Raw genomic sequence first — 19,512 nt, 5'->3', positions numbered from 1 at the left:
GCTCAGGTGAGCGTCAGCGTGAGCACGCCGGAGTACGAGCCCGGAGGCGTGAACGCCGGTACGTCCAGGGAGAGTCCGGCGTCGACGGTGAACTGACCGCCGGTGAGCGTGCCATCGGAGGTCGACGCGAGCGTCGCTCCCGAGGCGCCCACGGTGCCCGCCGACCCGGCCTTGCAGGTGCTGGGGCTGCCCGCCTTGGTCGCGCACGCGGGGGTCCAGCCCAGCTTCCCGGCGTCGATCCTGCCGCCGGGGCCGGTGAAGTCGGTGACCTTGCCGGTCAGGGACCAGCCCGCGGGCCCGCCGCGGAAGTCCTGGACCGTCACGGTCTGCAGCTTGCCCGTCGAGGCCCCGCCCTTGCCGAAGTCCACCGACGACAGCGCGACGGAGTCCCCGGCCTGGGACATGGACAGCGTGCCCGCCTTGACGGTGGCCGTCAGTTTCTGGCTGCCGGGCGGGACGGGGGTGTTGTCGTTGACGGCGTAGGCCGCGGGCCCCGCGCCCTTGTCCGCGCTCCAGGAGCCGCCCTCGTAGGCCACGATCCCGGTCGTCGTCTTGTCGTTGACGACCAGCGAACCGCTGAAGGACCCCTGGGCGTTCGCGGTCACGGTGGCGGTGTCCGCGGTCTGGGTGCCGCCGGACCGGCCGGCCAGCGTGACGGTGGCGCCCGGCGTGAAGTTCGTGCCGTTGACCGTGACGCCGGCACCGGGGTCTCCCGAGGCCGAACCCAGCGAGATGGCCCGGGTGTTGGCGGGTGTACCGTCGCTCGCGGTGACGGTCTGCGACACCGGGGCCGGCGGGTTGGTGACCGTGCAGGGGGTGTCCAGCTCCAGGATGTAGCTGGTGTGGATGTTGTAGTCGCCGGGCGAGAGGGTGATCTGCCCGGCCTTGGTGACGGTGAACGTGCCGGTCATCGAGAAGGACGGGAAGGCGGCCTTTCCGGGCACCGGCGGGTTCTTCTTCGGTCCGGCGACGGTCACGTCCCCCGTCTGGGCGCCGCCGAGGGTGACCTTGCCGGTCGGGGTCATGATGTCGGCCGGCAGGGCGAGGTCGGTGGGGTTGGACGCGGCGGCCGTGACCACGGTGTAGGTCACGGTGACGGTGTCGCCGACCTTCGGGCTGGCGTTGTCCACCGACACGCTCGCGGTGGTGGTGCCGTCGATCGGCGGTATGCCCGCGACGGCGGGCGGGATGCAGTGCGTGGCGAAGTCCACGGCGGTGCCGGCGGCGCCGGCCGGGCAGGCCAGCGCGCCGCCCGCGGTGACCGCGAGCGCGGTCGCCCCGAACAGGGACGCCCAGCGCCACCGTCGGGATCTTCGTGGTCTTGGGGGTGTCGAACCCATGGGGCCCCCTCCTGAGGGTTGCGGGCGCAGCGGCTCATCTGCGCCGACAGGGGGCATTGATGTGGAGCGGGGGTGAGAAGTCAATGGAGATGCCGCAGAAAACTGACGGATCATCAGATCCCGTCGCTTTCCACGGCATCCGGAACAGATCGCTCAGTCGAACACGAACGGGCCGGGCGCCTGCGGACCGCTCGCCGTGCAGGTGACGGTGACCCCGAAGATCACCATCTTCAGCGAGCCGCCGTAGGCGTCCAGGCTGTCGCCGGAGGCGACGGTGCCGGGGAGCGGGCCGACGCTGACGGCGTCGCCGGTGTTCATGGCGGGGTTCTTGGTCCCGCTGAACACCACGGAGCCGCCGCCGGCCTTGGCCAGGGTGAGGGTGGAGGAGATGGTGTCCTGCGCCACCGCGACCGGCGCGGTGATCGCGGACGAGGTGAGGGTGATGGTGGCCGAGGTACCGCTCTGGGTGGCGGTGAGGGCGGCCGTACCGCCGCCGAAGATGCCGCAGCTCGCGGTGATGGTCGCCGACTGTGGGGTGACGGCGGCCGCGGAGGGTGCGAGGGCGAGTCCGGTGACCGCGAGGGCCCCGGCGACCAGCGCCGCACCTGTTGCCGTGCGCTTGCCTCTCATGGGGATCCGCTTCCCTTTCGTGTGGGGAGTGCCGTGTGGGGGGACGCCGACGGGCGGGGAGGCCTGGGCGGGCGGGTGCGGACACCTGCGTCGGCGGTGCGGATCTGACGGCCCGTCGGAACGTACGGCTTCATTGATGCGCAAGGGCAGGAACACAACAAGGTTGAATTCCGGCCGACCTTTCGTTCGGCCGGTGCCGGCCCTCAGCCGGCGGGAACGGTGACCCGCACGACCCCGTCGGGTCCGGCCAGCAGCACCGGCGTCCCCGCACCGCCGAGGTCGGCGACGGCAGCCAGGTCCTCGCCGGTCACGGACTCCGCCTCGCTCACGACCGCCGCCGCCTCCAGCGAGGCCGCCCCCGACGCCACCGCCATGGCGACGGCGGTACGGAGCGCGCTCAGCCGCAGCGAGGGCAGCGAGACCGACCCGGCGACATACGTGCGCCCGGTCTCGTCCCGTACGGCCGCCCCCTCCGGCACACCGTTGCGGGCCCGTGCGGAACGGGCCAGGGTCACGATCTTGCGGTCCTCGGGATCAAGCGCGTTGCTCTCGGTCATGCCCCGAGCATACGAAGCCCGGGCCCGTTCACCCCGCCACGGGGTACATCGCGCCCCGCCGCCCCTCCGGAGACGCCAGCCACTCCAGCTTCGCCGCGGTGTTCGCCTCGTCCAGCGGAGTGTGCAGCACGATCATCAGATCGGGCCGGGCCGGCACCTTCATCACCGTCGACTCCACGACCAGCAGCCCGACCAGCGGATGCTCCAGCTCCTTGCGGATCTGCCCCTGGTCCTCGATGTCCCGCTCCGCCCACATGTCCCGGAACTCGGCGCTGGCCTCGCTCACCTCGGCGAGCACCGCCCGGAACCCCTCGTCGTCCGGCCGCGCCGCACACGCCGCCCGGAACTGCGCGACGACCGTACGCGCGTTCCGCTCCCAGCTGTGGCTGCGCGACCGGTACAGCGGGTCGACGAAGAAGTCGATGAGACAGTTCTGGGTGATGTCCGGCCGCATGCCGAGCACGATCGCGGCCGCGTCGTTGTACATCACGCAGTTGTAGTACGGGTCCATGATGTGCGCCGGATACGGCATCCAAGTGTCGATCAGCCGCCGCAGCCCCTCGCAGTTCGCCCGCTTCTGTTCGGGCGCGACCTCGGGCGCCGGCGGGTTCATCCCGGCCAGCAGGTACAGGTGCCGGCGCTCGGCGTCGCTCAGCCGCAGCACCCGGCCCACGGCGTCCAGCACCTGCGGGGACACGGAGATCTCCCGCCCCTGTTCCAGCCACTGGTACCAGGAGGCGCCCACACCGGCGAGCACGGCGACCTCCTCCCGGCGCAGTCCCGGCGTGCGGCGCCGGCCGCCCCCGACCGGCAGCCCGGCCTCCTCGGGACTGACCCGGGCCCGCCGGCTCATCAGGAACTCCCGCAGTTCCTCGCGCCGTTGACTCCTCGTCGCCTCAGCAGCAGGCACGTACCGCTCCTCCCCCGTCGTGTCTGGTGGTGCCACCACCACCATAAGTTCCGACTCCCCACCGGTATTCCGCCGACCCGAAGCTCGAGGCATGGCGATCGACACCACCACCCAGACCACCACCTCCACGGGCACACCACTCGACAACACCAGCGCACCCCGGTTGTCGACGCGTGACAAGCTCGTCCTCTTCGTGCTGTGCGCGGCCCAGTTCATGGTCGCGCTGGACTTCTCCGTCCTGAACGTGGCCCTGCCCGAGCTCGGTTCCGACCTCGGCATGAGCCGCTCGGCCCTGCAGTGGGCGGTCACCGCGTTCGCGCTCCCGTCCGGCGGATTCCTGCTGCTCTTCGGCCGCGTCGGCGACCTGTACGGCCGCCGGAAGCTGTTCCTGGCCGGCCTGACCCTGTTCGGCACGGCCTCGCTGCTGGCGACCCTGGCCTGGGACCCGGCGTCGTTCCTCGCCGGACGCGCCCTGCAGGGCCTCGGTGCGGCGGCGATCGTCCCGACGGGCATGTCCCTGCTGACCACGACCTTCCCGGAGGGCCCGGCCCGCGACCGCGCCCTCGGCATCTCCGGCACCCTGCTGTCGCTGGGCTTCACCGTCGGCATGGTCGCGGGCGGCGTGCTGACGGACGCGCTCGGCTGGCGCTCCACGATGGCCCTGCTGTCGGTGTTCGCGCTGCTCGTGCTGCCGCTGGCCCCGGGCCTGCTGCCGGAGTCGCGCACCCCGGAGCGGCCACGCCTGGACGTGCCCGGCGCGGTCACCGTCACCACCGGTCTGCTGTCGCTGATCTACGCCCTGTCCACGGCCGCCGACCACGGTTTCGGCCGCCCGGACGTCCTCGTCACCCTGGTCGCCGGCCTGCTCCTGCTGGCCGCGTTCGCACTCGTCGAGTCCCGCACGGCCGCCCCGCTCGTCTCCCTGCCCATGCTGCGCCGCCGCACGGTGGCCTGGGGCAACGTGGGCGGTCTGGTCACCTTCTCGATGATGTCGACGGTGATCTTCGTGCTGACCCTGTACCTGCAGGAGATCCTGCGCCTGTCGGCCTTCGAGACGGGTCTGGTCTTCGGCGTGCAGGGCGTGCTGTCGGCCGTCGCCGGCACGCTCGCCCCGAAGGTGATCGGCCGCTTCGGCGCCCGCCGCACCCTGGTCGGCTCGCTGACCGGCCAGGGCGCGCTGATCGCGACGCTGCTCCTGCTGAACTCGCACGTCTGGTCGGTCTGGATCGCCACGGCCGCGGTCTCCCTGGCCAGCATGTGCCACCTGGGCGCGATCATCTCCTACGGCCTGACCGTCACCTCCGGTGTCCCGGACGAGGAGCAGGGCCTGGCCACCGGCCTGGTGACCTCCACCCAGCAGGTCGGCATCACGGTCGGCATCCCGCTGCTGGGCGTGCTGGCCACCACCTCGCACGACCTGATGGCCGGCGTCCACACGGTCCTCGCCCTGGACGCCGCGATCGTCCTGGCCGCCGCGGTCCTGGTCGCACTGGGCCTGCGCCAGGGCCGGAGCCGGGTCCGGTCCGAGGCCTGAACGATCTCGCCCCGCGCGGCCGTGTGCACCACACGGCCGCGCGCGCCGTTACGGCCGGTCCAGCCGCAGCCGCTCCGCCCGGGGCAGCCCCGCGACCACGAGGTCGTACGAGTCCTCGACCAGCTCGCGGACCAGCCGCGCCGGCAGCCCGCCGTCCACCGTCACCGTGTTCCAGTGCCGCTTGTTCATGTGGTACCCGGGGATGATCAGGCCGTCGTGCTCGCCGCGCAGCCGGACCGCGTCCTCCGGGTCGCACTTGAGGTTGACCGTGAGAGGCCGTGCGCCCAGGTTCGTCAGGGCGAACATCTTGCCCAGCACCTTGAAGACCGAGGTCTCGGGGTTGAACGGGAAGTCCTCCACGGCCGCGTTGAAGGACAGGCAGAAGGCGCGCAGCTCCTCGGGGGTCACTCGGGGTTCGCCTCCTCGGCGGCCGGCACGGGGACGGGCTCCACCAGCACCGTCACGATCTTGTTCCGGCGTCCGGCCGCGGCCTCCGCGGTCAGCTTCAGCCGGCGCTCGTCGGGCAGTTCGACCTCGGCCGAGGCGCCCGCGATGGGCACGCGGCCGAGGGCCTTGGCGAGCAGTCCGCCGACGGTCTCCACGTCCTCGTCGTCGTACTCCTCCAGGCCGTACAGCTCGCCGAGGTCGGTGATGTCGAGGCGGGCGGTGACCCGGAAGCGGTCGTCGCCGAGGTCGACGACGGGCGGGAGTTCGCGGTCGTACTCGTCGGTGATCTCGCCGACGATCTCCTCCAGGATGTCCTCGATCGTGACGATCCCGGCCGTGCCGCCGTACTCGTCGATGACGACGGCGACGTGGTTGCGTTCCTTCTGCATCTCGCGCAGCAGGTCGCCGGCGTTCTTGGTGTCGGGCACGAAGACGGCGGGCCGCATGGCGGTCGAGACCAGTTCGCTCTCGGCGTCCCTGCTGATGTGCGTCTTGCGGACCAGGTCCTTCAGATACACGATCCCGACGATGTCGTCCTCGCTCTCGCCGGTGACCGGGATCCGGGAGAACCCGGAGCGCAGGGCGAGGGTGAGGGCCTGCCGGATGGTCTTGAAACGCTCGATGGTGACCAGGTCGGTGCGCGGCACCATGACCTCGCGCACCAGCGTGTCGCCCAGCTCGAAGACCGAGTGCACCATGCGGCGCTCCTCGTCCTCGATCAGCGACTCCTGCTCGGCGAGGTCCACCAGCGCGCGCAGCTCGGCCTCGGAGGCGAACGGTCCGCGCCTGAAGCCCTTGCCGGGCGTGAGCGCGTTGCCGATGAGGATCAGCAGCGAGGGGATCGGCCCCATGATGCGGGCCAGCGGCAGCAGGACGTAGGCCGCCGCGGTCGCCGTGTTGAGCGGGTGCTGCCGGCCGATGGTGCGCGGCGAGACCCCCACGGCGACGTAGGACACCAGGACCATGACCCCGATGGCGACCAGCAGGGCCTGCCAGGTGTCGGTGAACTCCTCCAGGCAGGCGTAGGTCACCAGGGCCGCGGCCGCCATCTCGCAGGCGACGCGGACCAGCAGGGCCACGTTCAGGTAGCGGGTGGGGTCGGCGGCGATCTGCGCGAGCTTCGCACTGCCGCGCCGGCCGGACTTGGCGGCCTCCTCGGCGCGGAAGCTGGAGACCCGGGCGAGGCCCGCCTCCGCGCAGGCGGCGAGCCAGGCGACGACGACCAGCGCGATCGCGCCGACCACGATCTGCGGGGACATGCCGGCCGCTTACGAGACGGTCGGCGCCGGCGAGGGCCCGGTCAGCCCGCGGTCGGCCCGCCACCCGTCGACGATGGCGGCCTGGAGCCCGAACATCTCGGCCTTCTCGTCGGGCTCCTCGTGGTCGTAGCCGAGCAGGTGCAGCACGCCATGGACGGTGAGCAGCTGAAGCTCCTCGTCCATGGAGTGCTGAGTCTCGGCCTCGGCGCCCTGCTTGGCGGCGACCTCCGGGCACAGCACGATGTCGCCGAGCAGCCCCTGCGGCGGCTCGTCGTCGTCCTTCGACGGCGGCCGCAGCTCGTCCATCGGGAACGACATGACATCGGTGGGGCCCGGCAGGTCCATCCACTGGATGTGCAGCTGCTCCATGGCGTCGGCGTCCACGACGATCACCGAGAGCTCGGAGAGCGGGTGGATGCGCATCCGCGCGAGTGCGTAGCGGGCGATGTCGAGGATCGCCTGCTCGTCGACCTCGGTGCCGGACTCGTTGTTGACGTCGATCGACATGGTCGTGCTGGTCTACTTCCCCTTGGAGCCCTTGGCACCGGGCTTGCCGTGGCCGCCCTTGTGGGTGCCGTTCTCGGTGCCGTGCTTGCTGTCGTACAACTCGTACGCGTCGACGATACGGCCCACCAGCTTGTGCCGTACGACATCGTGGGAGGACAGCCGGGAGAAGTGGACGTCCTCGACCCCTTCGAGGATCTCCTGCACCTGCCGCAGACCGCTCTTGGTGCCGTTCGGCAGGTCGACCTGCGTCACGTCACCGGTGATCACGATCTTCGAGTCGAAGCCGAGGCGGGTGAGGAACATCTTCATCTGCTCGGGGCTCGTGTTCTGGGCCTCGTCCAGGATGATGAAGGCGTCGTTGAGCGTGCGGCCACGCATGTACGCGAGCGGCGCGACCTCGATGGTCCCGGCGGCCATGAGCCGCGGGATGGAGTCCGGGTCGAGCATGTCGTGCAGCGCGTCGTACAGCGGGCGCAGGTAGGGGTCGATCTTCTCGTAGAGCGTGCCCGGCAGGAACCCGAGCCGCTCCCCCGCCTCCACCGCCGGCCGGGTCAGGATGATCCGGTTGACCTGCTTGGACTGCAGGGCCTGGACGGCCTTGGCCATGGCCAGGTAGGTCTTTCCGGTACCGGCCGGGCCGATGCCGAACACGATGGTGTGCTTGTCGATCGCGTCGACGTACCGCTTCTGGTTGAGCGTCTTGGGGCGGATGGTCCGGCCCCGCGAGGACAGGATGTTCTGCGTCAGCACCTGCGCCGGGGTCTCCGGGCCGTCGCTCGTCCCGTTCTCGCTCGCCTTGAGCATGGCGATCGAGCGTTCCACTGCGTCCTCCGTCATCGGCTGCCCGGTGCGGAGCACCAGCATCATCTCGTCGAACACGCGCGAAATGAGGGCGACGTCGCTGGGGTCGCCGACCGCGCTGATCTCATTGCCCCGGACATGGATGTCGGCCGCCGGGAAGGCCCTCTCGATCACACGCAGGAGGGAGTCGCCGGAACCCAGCACGGTCACCATGGGGTGCTGGGCGGGGACGGTGAACTGCGCTCTCGCCTGCTCCTGCGCGGGGGTGTGAGCTGTGGGTGTCTGTGTCATGGGCCGGCGCTGAAGGCCTGCGCTTCCTCCTCGTCACGGCCGCGTAGCTGAGGGCGGCCTCGCGATTCCAGAGTACGACGGTGCACTGACAAGCCCGTAGGACTTTTCCAGGGGCGGCCTCCGGGCCGGTCCCGGGCCGACGCCCGTGGTTCAGCCGGAGCGGCGGAAACCGATGGTCGGCACGGCCCGCCGCAACGGCCACGGCCGGTCCAGTTCCTCCGGCACCAGCCCCTCGAGGAACTCGTACCGCCGCAATGCCATCGGCTCCTGCCCCGGAAGGGCCTGCACCCGCCGCCACCACGCCCCGATCTCCGACCACCCCGGCGCCGACAGCGACCCCCCGAACTCCTGCACCGACAGGGCCGCCGTGAGCCCGGCGAAGGCCAGCCGGTCCGCCAGCGGCCACCCCGCCAGCGACCCCGTCACGAACCCGGCGACGAACACGTCCCCCGCGCCCGTCGGATCCAGCGCCTCCACGGCGATCGCCGGCACCTCGGCCGCCTCCCCCGTCCGCCGGTCCACCGCGTACGCCCCCTCCGGCCCCAGGGTCACGACGGCCACCGGCACGTACTCGGTCAGGGCATGCGCGGCGACCCGCGGACAGTCGGCCCCGGTGTACCGCTTCGCCTCCTCCGCGTTCGGCAGAAACGCCTCGCAGTGCTCCAGGTCGGCGAGCCCGGCCAGATCCCACGCCCCGGTGTCGTCCCAGCCGACGTCCGCGAAGATCCGGGCCCCGTCCCGCGCGGCCTGGGCGATCCACGGCGCACGCGTGCCCGGCGTCAGCGAGGCCACGGCCGCACGCGCGCGGGGCGGGCAGTCCGGGGCCGTCTCCTCCGGCGGCGGCTCGTGCCCGTGGGACACCATCGTCCGCTCGCCCTCGTAGGCCATGGACACCGTCACCGGGGAGTGCCACCCGGGCACGGTCCGTGACGCCGCCAGATCGATGCCCTCGCCCTGTTCGAGCGCGTCCCAGCAGTACTCGCCGTAGTGGTCGTCCCCGAAGGCCGCCGCGAGGGAGGTCCTCAGGCCGAGCCGGGCCAGAGCGGTGGCCATGTTGGCGACCCCGCCGGGGCTGGATCCCATGCCCCGGGCCCAGGACTCGGTGCCGCGCACGGGCGCCGAGTCCAGGCCGGTGAAGATGATGTCGAGGAAGACCGTGCCCGTCAGATAGACGTCCCAGGGCGGATCACCGGGCGCGCGCAGCGCGGCGAGCGGGTCGACCTGGGCCTGACAGCGCGCGGCGGTGGTGAGGTGTTCCGGTTCCTCTCCGAGGATCGTGTGCGACGGGGTCACGGTGCGCTCCCTGGCGTGGTGCGGGTCTGGCCAGTGTGCACCAATCGGCCCGTCGCGCAGGGGCTTACCAGCGGGGCATCACCGGTTGCCGCCAGCCCGGTTCGCCGGCCCGCATCGCCGCCGCGTCGTCGCGGTCCCGCAGCGAGCCGTCGTCCTCGGCCCACCGCCGGTGCAGCCGGGCCAGTTCGTCCCGGTCGAGCTCGACGCCGAGGCCGGGTGCGTCGGAGACCGCGACCCTGCCGTCCCGGAATGCGAGCCGCTCGGTGAGGACGTCCTCGGACTGCCAGGGATAGTGGGAGTCGCAGGCGTGGTGAAGGCCGGGGACGGTGGCCGCGACCTGGGTCATCGCGGCGAGGCTGATCCCCAGGTGCGTGTTGGAGTGCATCGAGATCCCGACCCCGAACGCGGCGCAGATCGCGGCGAGTTCGCGGGTGTTGCGCAGCCCGCCCCAGTAGTGGTGGTCGGAGAGCACGACCTGCACGGCGTCGCGGGTGAACGCCTCCCTGATCTCCCCGAAGGTGGTCACGCACATGTTGGTGGCGAGCGGCACGTCGGTCCCCGCCGACACCTCCGCCATCGCGGGTGTGCCCAGCGCCGGGTCCTCCAGGTACTCGAGGACGTCCCCGAGTTCCTTCGCCACCTTCAGCGAGGTCCCGACGGACCAGGCGCCGTTGGGGTCGAGGCGCAGCGGGTGCCCGGGGAAGGCCTCGGCGAGGGCCCGTACGGCCGCGATCTCCTGGTCGGGCGGGAAGACGCCGCCCTTGAGCTTGAAGGACGTGAAGCCGTACCGCTCCTTGAACCTCCGTGCCTGCTCCACCACTCCGGCCGGGTCGAGGGCGGCTCCCCAGTCGTCGGGCTCGGCCGGGACGCCCGCGGGGTGTCCTGCCCACTTGTAGAACAGGTAGGCGCTGTACTCGACGGTGTCCCGCAGCTTGCCGCCGAGCAGCGCGTGCACGGGCAGTCCGAGCGCCTTGCCCTGGGCGTCGAGACAGGCGACCTCGAAGGCGGACAGCACGGACAACCGCAGCTTGTCGGCGCTCTGCACACCGCGCAGCCCGCCGGCGTCCACCTGTCCCTGGACCCGCGACTCGTCGACGCCGAGGTCGATCGCGAACAGTCCGTTCACGTCCATGACCGACCGGCCGGGGAGCCGCTCGGCCAGCGGGCCGGCCAGTTCCAGGTACTTGGTGTCGCCGTAGGTCTCGCCGAGGCCGGTGGTCCCGTCGGCGGTGACGATCTCCACGATCAGCCGCGGGGTGTACGGCTGGTGCACGCCCTGGGTGTTGAGCAGCGGCGCGTCGGCGACCAGGATCGGTGTCAGCCGCACCTCGGCGATGGTCAGGTCACGGGTCACAGGGAGGCTCCTACGAGGTCGAGTCCGGCGGTGAGCAGGGCCTTGAGGTCGGCGAGGTCGGCCGGCCCGGGGTCGGCGAGCGGGGCGCGCACGGGTCCGACGCGCTGTCCGCGCAGCCGGGCCGCCGCCTTCACCAGGGACACGGCGTACCCGGGCGCGCGGTCGCGGAGCTCAACGAAGGGGACGTAGAAGTCCCGGAGCAGCTTGTCGAGCGTTCCCTGCGCCCCGTCGCGGAGGGCGGTGAAGAAGGCGCCGGCGATCTCGGGTGCGAAGGCGTGCACGGCGGAGGAGTAGGCGGGGACGCCGACGGTGGCGTAGGCGCGGGCCTGGATCTCGGCGGTGGCGGCGCCATTGAAGAAGAGGAAGCCGTCGGGGGCGGCGAGGGTGAGGCGCTGGAGCCGGTCGAGGTCGCTGTGGCCGTCCTTGAGGCCGACGACGTTCGGGATGCGCGCGATGCGCTGCAAGGTGTCCGCGCCATAAGCGACTTGGCCGCGCTGGTAGGCGATCAGCGGCAGCCGGGTGCGCTCGGCGAGCCGCTCCAGCTGGGCGGCGAGACCGTCCTGCGGGGCGTCGACCAGATAGTGCGGCAGCACGAGCAGGGCGTCGGCGCCGGCCTCCTCGGCGATCCGCGCGAACCGGGCGGCCTGCGCCCAGCCGTATCCGGTCCCGGCCACGACCGGCACCCGGCCGGCGACCTCCTCGGCGGTGATCCGGACGACGGTCCGGTACTCCTCCTCGTCCAGCGAGAAGAACTCGCCGGTGCCGCAGGCCGGGAAGACGGCGCCGGGCCCGGCGGCCAGCCGGCCCGCGACATGGGAGCGCAGGCCGTCGGGGTCGAGGGAGCCGTCGTCCCGGAAGGCGGTGAGCGGAAAGGACAGCACACCGCGTTCCATGCCCTCGCGCAGCCGCCGCACCACATCCCCGGGACTCGGATCGCCGCCCACTTCATCATCTCCTCTTGTGAATGGCGTCTACATATGCGAACGCAGCTTAGCGCCTCCTACCCGAGCGCCCACGACGCAAACCGAAAAGTGACGCAGATCGCACCTGGTGACCTTCTTCCGGAATCCGCGTGCTTGGTACAACTTCCTTGCGCGTTCCTGTCCGTCGACGGTCGTCGCCCCTCCCCCCTTCTCCGCACCCTTCCTTTCGCCTGCCCTGGGAACGCCCGTGTCCGCCCCCCGCCCCCTGCCCTGGCCCCTCGTCGCCCTTTTCACGGCCGGGTACCTCGCGCCCTATCTGCTGCCGACCACCGTCGGCCGGCTCGATTCCGCGCTTCCGCTCACCGCCACGCAGGCCGGGGCCATCGGCAGTGCCCTGCTGCTGAGTTCGGCGACGGCGGGTTTCCTGCTGGCCTCCCGGGTCGACCGCCTCGGCCCCCGCGCGCTCGCCCGGCTCGGTCTCGCCCTCGCCGTCCTCGGCTACGGCGGTGCCGCCCTCACCGGTTTCGTGCCCGCCGTCGTCGCGGGCGCCGTCGTCGGCGGGTTCGGGTCCGGCACGGTCACCGCGGTCGCCGCGAGCGGCATCGCCGCACAGCCCGACCCGCACCGGGTCACCACGCTCGGCCTGCTCGGCGTCTCCGCCCTCGCCGGCGCCCTGTACCTGACGATCCCGCACCTCGGCCCCGGCCACGGCCTGCCCCTGGCGGCCATCGCGCTCACCGCGCTCGCCGTCCTCCCGCTCACCGGCCGCCTGTCCGGCCGTACCGCACCGGCCCGCACGGCCGCCGTCCGCGGCCGCCTCCCCCGCCCGCGCGCCGGACTGCTGCTGGCCGCCGCCATGCCCTGCTGGTCGCTCGCGCAGAACTCCCTGTGGGGCGTCAGCGGCCGGATCGGACTCGACCAGGCCCACCTGACCGAGGTCACCGTCGGCGCGGTGTTCGCCCTCGCGCTCGGCGCCGGGCTCGTCGGGGTCCTCGGCGCGGGCGCGCTCGGCCCCCGGCTGGGCCTCGCCCTGCCCATCGGTGCCGGTACGGCCCTGATCGCGGGCTGCATCGCGCTCAGCGCCTCGGCAACCGGTCTGCGGGCCTTCGCGGCGGGCGAGATCTCCTGGAACCTGCTCTACCCGGTCGTCCTGTCGTACGTCATCGGCCTCGCCGCCTCCCTGGACCCGCGCGGCCGCTGGGCGGTGCTGGTCGGCTCGGCGTCCTCGCTGGGAACGGCGGCGGGACCGCTGACGGGGAGCGTGCTGGCGGGGTGGGCGGGCTTCCCCACGATGGGGACGGTCCTCGGCGCCGGGCTGCTGCTGATCGCCGTACCGATGACGGCGGTGGCGCTGCGGGCGGGCAGGCGGCCCCTCCCGGTCGTGGAACTCCCGGTGGAGACGCCCGCCGTGCCCGCGCAGAGCGACTACGACACCGCGTCGCCGGCGAACTCGTACGCGTCGACCTCGGCGAGGTAACGCGCCCGCAGCTCCTCGTCGTCCTCCAGGAAGGAGGCGAGGAAGGAGTTGCGGGCCAGCTCGCGCAGCCGGTCCTCGGTCAGGCCCAGGGTCCGGTGCACGGCCGCGAAGTTGTCGCCCGCGTACCCCCCGAAGTACGCGGGGTCGTCGGAGTTGACCGTGCACAGCAGTCCGGCGTCGAGCATGTCCGGCAGCGGGTGGTCGGCGAGGGTGTCCACGGTCCGCAGCCGGACGTTGGACAGCGGGCAGAGCGTCAGCGGGACCCGCTCCCGGACCAGCCGCTCGACCAGTGCCGGGTCCTCCATGCAGCGCAGCCCGTGGTCCACGCGCTCGACGCCGAGCACGTCCAGCGCCTCGCCGATGTACTCCGGCGGCCCCTCCTCACCGGCGTGCGCGACGCGGCGCAGCCCGAGCGCGGCGGCCGCCTCGTACACCTCGCGGAACTTCACCGGCGGATGCCCGACCTCGGCGGAGTCCAGGCCGACGCCGGTGATCCGGTCGAGGTAGGGCCGGGCGGCCTCCAGGGTCTCCATGGCCGACTCGGCCGACTCGTCCCGCAGGAAGCAGAGGATCAGCCTGGTGGAGATCCCGTGGCTGCGCCGGCTGTTTCCCAACGCCCCCCACAGCCCCTCCACGACCGTGCCCATGGACACGCCCCGTGCGAGGTGGGCCTGCGGGTCGAAGAAGATCTCGGCGTGCCGGACGCCCTGCGCGGCGGCCCGGGTCAGGTAGGCGTCGGCCAGGTCGGCGAAGTCCCGCTCGGTGCGCAGGACGGCCATGAGCTCGTAGTACAGGTTCAGGAAGGACTGGAGGTCCTCGAAGTCGTACGCCTTGCGGAGCTCGTCGGTGTCCGCGTACGGGAGGGTCACGCCGTTGCGGGCGGCCAGCTCGAACGCCAGCTCCGGCTCCAGGGTGCCTTCGATGTGGAGGTGCAGTTCTGCTTTCGGGAGGGGCATCAAAGCATCGTACGGATCTTTCACCGCCGTTTCGGAACCGGCACCCGCTGCAGGTCGTGTGCCACGGTCAGCTCACCCTCGAAGCCGGCCGCCCGCGCCTGCCGCTCGAACTCCTCGGGCTCCGAGTAGCGCTGGCTGAAGTGGGTGAGGACGAGATGGCGTACGCCCGCCTCCCGGGCGACGGCGGCGGCCTGCCCCGCGGTCAGGTGACCGTGTTCCACGGCCAGTTCGACGTCGTCGTCCAGGAAGGTCGACTCGATGACCAGCAGATCGCAGCCCTCGGCGAGCGCGTGTACGCCGGCGCAGAGCCGGGTGTCCATGACGAACGCGAACCGCTGCCCGCGCCGCACCTCGCTGACGTCCTCCAGCGTGACGTCCCCCAGCCGGCCCTCGCGCTGCAGCCGGCCGACGTCCGGGCCCTTGATCCCGTGCGCGGCGAGCCGGTCGGGCAGCATCCGGCGGCCGTCGGGTTCGATCAGGCGGTAGCCGTAGGACTCCACCGGATGCGAGAGCCTGCGCGCCTCCAGGATGTACGCCGGCGTCACGGCGAGGATGCCGTCGGCGGCGACCGGCGCCTCGGTGATGCCGACCGTCTCCCGGTACGCCGTCGCGTACCGCAGGCGGTCGAAGAAGCGCTGCCCGGAGCGCGGGTAGTGCGCGGTGACCTCGTGCGGCACCTGGTCCAGGTTGATCCGCTGGATGACACCGGCGAGACCCAGGCTGTGGTCACCGTGGAAGTGCGTGACACAGATCCGGTTCAGGTCGTGGGCGGCGACCCCGGCGCGCACCATCTGCCGCTGGGTGCCCTCGCCGGGGTCGAACAGCACGCCCTCGCCGTCCCACCGCAGCAGATAGCCGTTGTGGTTGCGGTGCCTGGTCGGGACCTGACTGGCGGTGCCGAGTACGACGAATTCGCGGACCGACATGGTGACTTAACCGGGAGGCCATTCCAGGCCACGGCCGCCGAGGACGTGCGCGTGGGCGTGCCAGACGGTCTGGCCGGCGCCGCTGCCCGTGTTGAAGACGACGCGGTAGCTGTCGAGCTTCTCCTCGTCGGCCACGGCCTGGGTCTCGGCGAGGACGTCGGCGGCGAGCTGGGGGGCGCCGGCGCCGAGTGCGGCCGCGTTCTCGTAGTGGGCCTTGGGGATCACCAGGATGTGGGTGGGGGCCTGGGGGTTTATGTCCCGGAAGGCGACGGTGGTGTCCGTCTCACGGACGATGGTCGCCGGGATGTGCCCTGCGACGATCTTGCAGAACAGGCAGTCGTCCTGCGGTTCGCCGGCCATGCGTGTGCCTCCTCACGCTGGTGATCAGTACCGGTGCATCGTAGTCGCTCAAGTCGGCATACCCGGCGGTGTCTTCGCGGGCACCGACGCCAGGGCCTCCAGCGCGAGCCGGATCGCCTCGTCCAGCTGGGTGTCGCGGCCCTCCGCCCAGTCCTGCGGGCGCTGTACGACCTCCACGTCGGGATCCACCCCGTGGTTCTCCACGTCCCACCCCACGCCTTCCAGCCACATCGCGTACTTCGGCTGGGTGACCAGGGTGCCGTCGACCAGGTGGTAGCGGCTGTCGATGCCGATGACGCCGCCCCAGGTGCGGGTGCCCACGACCGGGCCGATGCCGAGGGCCTTGATCGCCGCGTTGACGATGTCGCCGTCGGAGCCGGAGAACTCGTTGGCGACGGCGACGACCGGGCCGCGCGGGGCGTCGAGCGGGTAGCTGGTGGGGCGCATGCCACGCGGGAGGTCCCAGCCGATGACGCGGCGGGCGAGTTTCTCCACGACCAGCTGGGAGGTGTGGCCGCCGCGGTTCTCCCGGACGTCGACCACGAGCCCCTCGCGGGCGACCTCGACGCGCAGGTCCCGGTGGATCTGCGCCCAGCCGGGCGCCTGCATGTCGGGCACGTGCAGGTAACCGAGCCGGCCGTCCGAGGCGGCGTGGACGTGGGCGCGCCGGTCGGCCACCCAGGCGTGGTACCGCAGGGGTTCCTCGTCGGCGACCGGGATGACGACCGTGTGCCGGGGTTCGCCGCCGCCCGCCGGGGAGACGGTCAGTTCCACCGGGTGGCCGGCCGTGCCGACGAGCAACGGACCCGGTCCCGTCACCGGGTCGACGGGATGCCCGGCGACGGCGATGATCGCGTCGCCCGGGCGGACGGCGACACCGGGTGCGGCCAGCGGGGAGCGGGCGTCCGGGTCGGAGGTCTCCGCGGGCAGGATGCGGTCGATCCGCCAACTGCCGTCCGGGTGCCGGGAGATGTCCGCGCCCAGCAGTCCGTGCCGGGCGCCGCCGCCGGAGCCGCCGGCGGGGATGACATAGGCGTGCGAGGTGCCGAGTTCGCCGTGCACCTCCCACAGCAGGTCGACGAGGTCGCTGTGGGTGGCGAGGCGGGCCAGGAGGGGGCGGTAGCGGTCGAGGACGCCCGCCCAGTTCGCGCCGCCGAGGTCGGGACGCCAGAAGTGGTCGCGCATGAGGCGCCCGGTCTCGTCGTACATCTGCCGCCACTCGGCGGCCGGGTCGAGGGTCTGCCGGATCCGGGCGAGGTCGACGGAGACGCTGGTGTCACCATCGTCGTCGGTGCCGGTACGGCGGTCGCTGGGGACGACCCGGAGCCGGCCGTCGGTCCACAGCAGCACGCGTTTGCCGTCGCCGCTGACCTCGAAGTGGTCGGCGTCGGAGGCCAGGTGCTCCAGGCGCCGCTGGGCGAGGTCGTAGCGCTCCAGCTCGGTGTGCGGATCGGGGTCCTCGGGGTGGGCGCGGGCCGTGCCGAGGACCCCGTGCACGGGATGGCGCAGCCAGAGCACGCCGTCCTTGGCGGCACGGAGGGCGGAGTACCGGCCGGCCTCCACCGGGAAGGGCACGATGCGGTCGGCGAGGCCTTCGAGGTCGATACGGGTCGCGGGGGTGCCCTCGCCGTCCGGGGTCTCGTCCTTGTCGGAGGTCTCGAAGGGACGGCCGTGCCGTTGCGGGCCGAAGGGCGAGGGTGTGGTGGCGGCCAGGGTGATCAGGTGCGGGCGGGCGCCGACCACGAACGCGAGGTCGAAGACGTGCTCGTCGTAGACCGGGTCGAAGGCGCGGTTGGAGAGGAAGGCGAGGTGTTTGCCGTCGAGGGTGAAGGCGGGGGCGTAGTCCTGGAAGCGCAGGGGGGTCGCCTCGGTGACCGACAGGTCGGTGGTGTGGGCGACGCGCAGCTGCGAGAGCGGGCGGGGGCCGGGGTGGGCCCAGGCGAGCCAGGCGGAGTCGGGTGAGAAGGCGAGGCCGGAGACCTCGCCGTCGTCGCTGCTGTCGACCTCACGGACCTCGCCGGTCTCGCGCTCGACGAGCAGCAGGCGTCCGTCGTGCGCGGCGACGGCGGCCCTGCTGCCGTCGGGGGCCACGGCCAGTTCCAGGACCCGGCCCAGCTGTCCGGCGGCGAGCCGGCGCGGGGGCGCACCGGGCACGGTGCCGGTGGCCGGGGCGAACTCCAGGGCGTCCTCGCCCTCCGCGTCCGTCACCCACACCACCCATTCCTCGCCGTCGGCGCGGAAGGCGCGCGGCATCCGGGCACGGACGCCCGGCGTGGCTGCGAGGGCGCGGGCGGGGCCGGAGCGGTGGGTGACCCAGTGGATTCCGCCGCGCACACAGACGGCGCTGCCGCGCGCGGCGTGGTCGGGGGACGCCTCGCCGAACCAGCGGGCGGCGTTCACCGGACGGGGGCGCAGATCGACCCGTGGCCCGCCGAGGCGTACGTCCAGCCGACGCGGTTCGGCGCCCTCCAGGTCGTCCAGCAGCCACAGTTCACCGGCACAGCCGTAGACGACCCGGGTGCCGTCACCGGAGGCGTGGCGGGCGTAGAAGCCGTCGATCGGGGTGTGCCGGCGCAGGTCGGAGCCGTCGGCGAGGGAGGAGTAGAGCGCGCCCGTGCCCTCGTGGTCACAGAGGAAGGCGATCCGGTCGCCGGCCCACACCGGGCACTCGATGTTCCCGTCGACGTCGTCGTGCAGCCGGACGAACTCCCCGCTCCCCTCCCGGTCGATCCACAGCTTGCCCGCCGTGCCGCCCCGGTAGCGCTTCCAGTGGGCGGCCTCACGGCCCATCGGCGCGGACAGCAGCACGGTGGCCGGGCCGTGGGCCACAGCGCCCACCGGGCCGTACGGCAGGGTCTCGGCGGGGCCGCCGTCCAGCGGGACGGCGTGCGCCCAGGTGCGCCGGAAGCTGGCCTGGCCGTGCGCGCCGAGCGCCAGCACCCGGCCGTCGGCGGTCCAGCCGCGCACCTCGGTACGGCGGTTGCCCCAGTAGGTCAGCCGGTCGGCCGGGCCGCCGTCGACGGGGGCGACATGCACCTCGGGCGCGCCGTCGCGGGTGGAGGTCCAGGCGAGGAACCGTCCGTCCGGGGATATCCGGGGCGTGGTCACCGGCATGTTGTCGGCGCTGACCCGCCAGGCCCGGCCGCCGTCGAGCGGCGCGAGCCACACGTCGTCCTCGGCGACGAACGCCACCAGGTCGCCGTGAACATGGGGGAACCGGAGATAGGCGGAAGACGTCGTGGTTCGCGTCGCAGCGGCCTGAGTCACCCCGTCACTGTACGCAGCGACGGGTGTGCCCCGCTCCCGGTTCCGATCACTTGCCCTGGACGGGCCAGCAGGTCGGGTCGCCCTTGCACCACAGGGTCCGGGTGACGGTGACGGTCACGGCCGGCTGCCCGCCCCCGGGGTGGTGGGTGGGCGGCCGGTACGTGGGCCCGGGCGTGGCATCGCAGTCCCCGAGCCCGTCGACGTGGAACACCTGTCTGCCGCCGACCCTGGCGGTCAGGTCCCCGCGCACACAGGCCCCGTCGACGGCCTTGGTCACCCTCCCGGTGACGGTGATCTTCCGCCCGTCCTTGGTCTCGCCCCGGCAGTCGACGGAGACGACGGTGGTCTCGCTCGGCGAGGGCGTCCTGCCCGCCGCCCTGCCGGCGCTGCCGTAGGCGCCGGTGCAGGTGAGCCAACTGACGTCGACGTGCTGCCGCTCGAGCTCCGCCGTCGCGGTGGTGTCGGTGGTGTAGGCGGCCCCGGCGGTACTGAGATCACCGGGTTGGCACGCGACCACGGCCGCCCCGGCGACACCGACCAGTCCCGCGACGACCACGCGCCGCACCCCACGACGATTCCGCCTCAAAACCCCCATGCAGGGCAGAGTGCCACCGGACCGGACGGCGGGGAAGGCCGCTTACGGCCACTCATCCGTTCGGGCACGGGGCGGCACCCCGCGG

General features: G+C 72.6%; 18 protein-coding genes. 2 read left to right on the top strand and 16 right to left on the bottom strand.

All coding sequences use genetic code 11. From position 1 onward, the window contains the following. Nucleotides 1–2: 2 nt before the first annotated feature. From AB0D93_RS18555 to AB0D93_RS18540, 4 genes are all read right to left on the bottom strand, one after another. Nucleotides 3–1,340, bottom strand: a complete 1,338-nt coding sequence (locus AB0D93_RS18555) for a beta-xylosidase (RefSeq protein ID WP_362120502.1) — start codon at nucleotides 1,338–1,340, stop codon at nucleotides 3–5. A 153-nt stretch (nucleotides 1,341–1,493) separates the two neighbouring features. Further along, the gene (locus AB0D93_RS18550; protein WP_362120500.1) at nucleotides 1,494–1,970 is read right to left on the bottom strand and encodes a hypothetical protein; all 477 of its coding nucleotides are present in this window, start codon (nucleotides 1,968–1,970) and stop codon (nucleotides 1,494–1,496) included. Nucleotides 1,971–2,173: 203 nt separating this feature from the next. After that, a complete protein-coding gene (locus tag AB0D93_RS18545) occupies nucleotides 2,174–2,527 on the bottom strand; it encodes a cytidine deaminase (protein WP_362120498.1) in 354 nt (117 codons plus the stop codon). Between the two features lie 28 nt (nucleotides 2,528–2,555). Then, on the bottom strand, nucleotides 2,556–3,380 hold the full coding sequence (locus tag AB0D93_RS18540) for a helix-turn-helix transcriptional regulator (protein WP_362120830.1): 825 nt from the start codon (nucleotides 3,378–3,380) through the stop codon (nucleotides 2,556–2,558). A 148-nt stretch (nucleotides 3,381–3,528) separates the two neighbouring features. Between AB0D93_RS18540 and AB0D93_RS18535 the strand changes: the two genes are divergently transcribed. Continuing rightward, the gene (locus tag AB0D93_RS18535) at nucleotides 3,529–4,971 is read left to right on the top strand and encodes an MFS transporter (protein WP_362120496.1); all 1,443 of its coding nucleotides are present in this window, start codon (nucleotides 3,529–3,531) and stop codon (nucleotides 4,969–4,971) included. Between the two features lie 48 nt (nucleotides 4,972–5,019). On the opposite strand, the gene AB0D93_RS18530 is transcribed toward AB0D93_RS18535, so the two are convergent. The 7 genes from AB0D93_RS18530 to AB0D93_RS18500 all read right to left on the bottom strand — a co-directional run bounded on the left by AB0D93_RS18530 (nucleotide 5,020) and on the right by AB0D93_RS18500 (nucleotide 11,816). Then, nucleotides 5,020–5,379 (bottom strand): MmcQ/YjbR family DNA-binding protein, encoded by a 360-nt coding sequence (locus tag AB0D93_RS18530; RefSeq protein ID WP_362120494.1) that lies wholly within the window; start codon nucleotides 5,377–5,379, stop codon nucleotides 5,020–5,022. Continuing rightward, nucleotides 5,376–6,677: a hemolysin family protein gene (locus AB0D93_RS18525; RefSeq protein ID WP_362120492.1), complete on the bottom strand. Its 1,302-nt coding sequence runs from the start codon at nucleotides 6,675–6,677 to the stop codon at nucleotides 5,376–5,378. The genes AB0D93_RS18530 and AB0D93_RS18525 overlap by 4 nt, the downstream gene beginning before the upstream one ends. Before the next feature lie 9 nt (nucleotides 6,678–6,686). Further along, nucleotides 6,687–7,184, bottom strand: a complete 498-nt coding sequence (gene ybeY, locus AB0D93_RS18520; RefSeq protein WP_362120490.1) for an rRNA maturation RNase YbeY — start codon at nucleotides 7,182–7,184, stop codon at nucleotides 6,687–6,689. Between the two features lie 12 nt (nucleotides 7,185–7,196). Further along, on the bottom strand, nucleotides 7,197–8,276 hold the full coding sequence (locus AB0D93_RS18515) for a PhoH family protein (protein ID WP_362120488.1): 1,080 nt from the start codon (nucleotides 8,274–8,276) through the stop codon (nucleotides 7,197–7,199). Nucleotides 8,277–8,426: 150 nt separating this feature from the next. Further along, nucleotides 8,427–9,551 carry a PfkB family carbohydrate kinase gene (locus AB0D93_RS18510; RefSeq protein WP_362120828.1) on the bottom strand — a complete coding sequence of 375 codons (1,125 nt, stop codon included), beginning with the start codon at nucleotides 9,549–9,551 and terminating at the stop codon, nucleotides 8,427–8,429. An 82-nt stretch (nucleotides 9,552–9,633) separates the two neighbouring features. Next, complete coding sequence (locus AB0D93_RS18505) at nucleotides 9,634–10,923, bottom strand: glucarate dehydratase family protein (RefSeq protein ID WP_362120486.1); 1,290 nt, start codon at nucleotides 10,921–10,923, stop codon at nucleotides 9,634–9,636. Beyond that, nucleotides 10,920–11,816 (bottom strand): 5-dehydro-4-deoxyglucarate dehydratase, encoded by an 897-nt coding sequence (locus tag AB0D93_RS18500; protein WP_362120826.1) that lies wholly within the window; start codon nucleotides 11,814–11,816, stop codon nucleotides 10,920–10,922. Before AB0D93_RS18500 ends, AB0D93_RS18505 begins: the two co-directional genes overlap by 4 nt. Before the next feature lie 277 nt (nucleotides 11,817–12,093). On the opposite strand from AB0D93_RS18500, the gene AB0D93_RS18495 reads away from it, so the two are divergent. After that, entirely contained in the window at nucleotides 12,094–13,323 is a 1,230-nt protein-coding gene (locus AB0D93_RS18495; protein ID WP_362120484.1) for an MFS transporter, read from the top strand. Here AB0D93_RS18495 and AB0D93_RS18490 read toward each other — a convergent pair. The 5 genes from AB0D93_RS18490 to AB0D93_RS18470 are packed head-to-tail and all read right to left on the bottom strand — an operon-like array spanning nucleotide 13,272 to nucleotide 19,427. Beyond that, nucleotides 13,272–14,279, bottom strand: a complete 1,008-nt coding sequence (locus tag AB0D93_RS18490; RefSeq protein ID WP_362120482.1) for an adenosine deaminase — start codon at nucleotides 14,277–14,279, stop codon at nucleotides 13,272–13,274. The genes AB0D93_RS18495 and AB0D93_RS18490 overlap by 52 nt on opposite strands. Before the next feature lie 20 nt (nucleotides 14,280–14,299). Further along, the gene (locus tag AB0D93_RS18485) at nucleotides 14,300–15,205 is read right to left on the bottom strand and encodes a ribonuclease Z (protein ID WP_362120480.1); all 906 of its coding nucleotides are present in this window, start codon (nucleotides 15,203–15,205) and stop codon (nucleotides 14,300–14,302) included. A gap of 6 nt (nucleotides 15,206–15,211) precedes the next feature. Beyond that, nucleotides 15,212–15,565 carry a histidine triad nucleotide-binding protein gene (locus tag AB0D93_RS18480; RefSeq protein WP_362120478.1) on the bottom strand — a complete coding sequence of 118 codons (354 nt, stop codon included), beginning with the start codon at nucleotides 15,563–15,565 and terminating at the stop codon, nucleotides 15,212–15,214. 48 nt (nucleotides 15,566–15,613) lie between these two features. After that, the gene (locus AB0D93_RS18475) at nucleotides 15,614–18,832 is read right to left on the bottom strand and encodes a PDZ domain-containing protein (protein WP_362120476.1); all 3,219 of its coding nucleotides are present in this window, start codon (nucleotides 18,830–18,832) and stop codon (nucleotides 15,614–15,616) included. Between the two features lie 46 nt (nucleotides 18,833–18,878). Continuing rightward, nucleotides 18,879–19,427, bottom strand: coding sequence for a hypothetical protein (locus tag AB0D93_RS18470; protein WP_362120474.1), 549 nt, complete (start codon nucleotides 19,425–19,427; stop codon nucleotides 18,879–18,881). Nucleotides 19,428–19,512 lie beyond the last annotated feature (85 nt).

The sequence above is a fragment of the Streptomyces sp. NPDC048191 genome (genome assembly GCF_040652655.1).
Taxonomy (GTDB): domain Bacteria; phylum Actinomycetota; class Actinomycetes; order Streptomycetales; family Streptomycetaceae; genus Streptomyces.
Note: the sequence above shows the minus strand (reverse complement) of the source record. Positions and strands in the feature narration are given on the sequence as shown.

What these genes read in the sequence shown, in the direction of transcription:
- AB0D93_RS18555 (WP_362120502.1), bottom strand. Translation starts at nt 1,340, where the DNA reads ATGGGTTCGACACCCCCAAGACCACGAAGATCCCGACGGTGGCGCTGG.
- AB0D93_RS18550 (WP_362120500.1), bottom strand. Translation starts at nt 1,970, where the DNA reads ATGAGAGGCAAGCGCACGGCAACAGGTGCGGCGCTGGTCGCCGGGGCC.
- AB0D93_RS18545 (WP_362120498.1), bottom strand. Translation starts at nt 2,527, where the DNA reads ATGACCGAGAGCAACGCGCTTGATCCCGAGGACCGCAAGATCGTGACC.
- AB0D93_RS18540 (WP_362120830.1), bottom strand. Translation starts at nt 3,380, where the DNA reads ATGAGCCGGCGGGCCCGGGTCAGTCCCGAGGAGGCCGGGCTGCCGGTC.
- AB0D93_RS18535 (WP_362120496.1), top strand. Translation starts at nt 3,529, where the DNA reads ATGGCGATCGACACCACCACCCAGACCACCACCTCCACGGGCACACCA.
- AB0D93_RS18525 (WP_362120492.1), bottom strand. Translation starts at nt 6,677, where the DNA reads ATGTCCCCGCAGATCGTGGTCGGCGCGATCGCGCTGGTCGTCGTCGCC.
- ybeY (WP_362120490.1), bottom strand. Translation starts at nt 7,184, where the DNA reads ATGTCGATCGACGTCAACAACGAGTCCGGCACCGAGGTCGACGAGCAG.
- AB0D93_RS18515 (WP_362120488.1), bottom strand. Translation starts at nt 8,276, where the DNA reads ATGACACAGACACCCACAGCTCACACCCCCGCGCAGGAGCAGGCGAGA.
- AB0D93_RS18500 (WP_362120826.1), bottom strand. Translation starts at nt 11,816, where the DNA reads ATGGAACGCGGTGTGCTGTCCTTTCCGCTCACCGCCTTCCGGGACGAC.
- AB0D93_RS18490 (WP_362120482.1), bottom strand. Translation starts at nt 14,279, where the DNA reads ATGCCCCTCCCGAAAGCAGAACTGCACCTCCACATCGAAGGCACCCTG.
- AB0D93_RS18485 (WP_362120480.1), bottom strand. Translation starts at nt 15,205, where the DNA reads ATGTCGGTCCGCGAATTCGTCGTACTCGGCACCGCCAGTCAGGTCCCG.
- AB0D93_RS18480 (WP_362120478.1), bottom strand. Translation starts at nt 15,565, where the DNA reads ATGGCCGGCGAACCGCAGGACGACTGCCTGTTCTGCAAGATCGTCGCA.
- AB0D93_RS18470 (WP_362120474.1), bottom strand. Translation starts at nt 19,427, where the DNA reads ATGGGGGTTTTGAGGCGGAATCGTCGTGGGGTGCGGCGCGTGGTCGTC.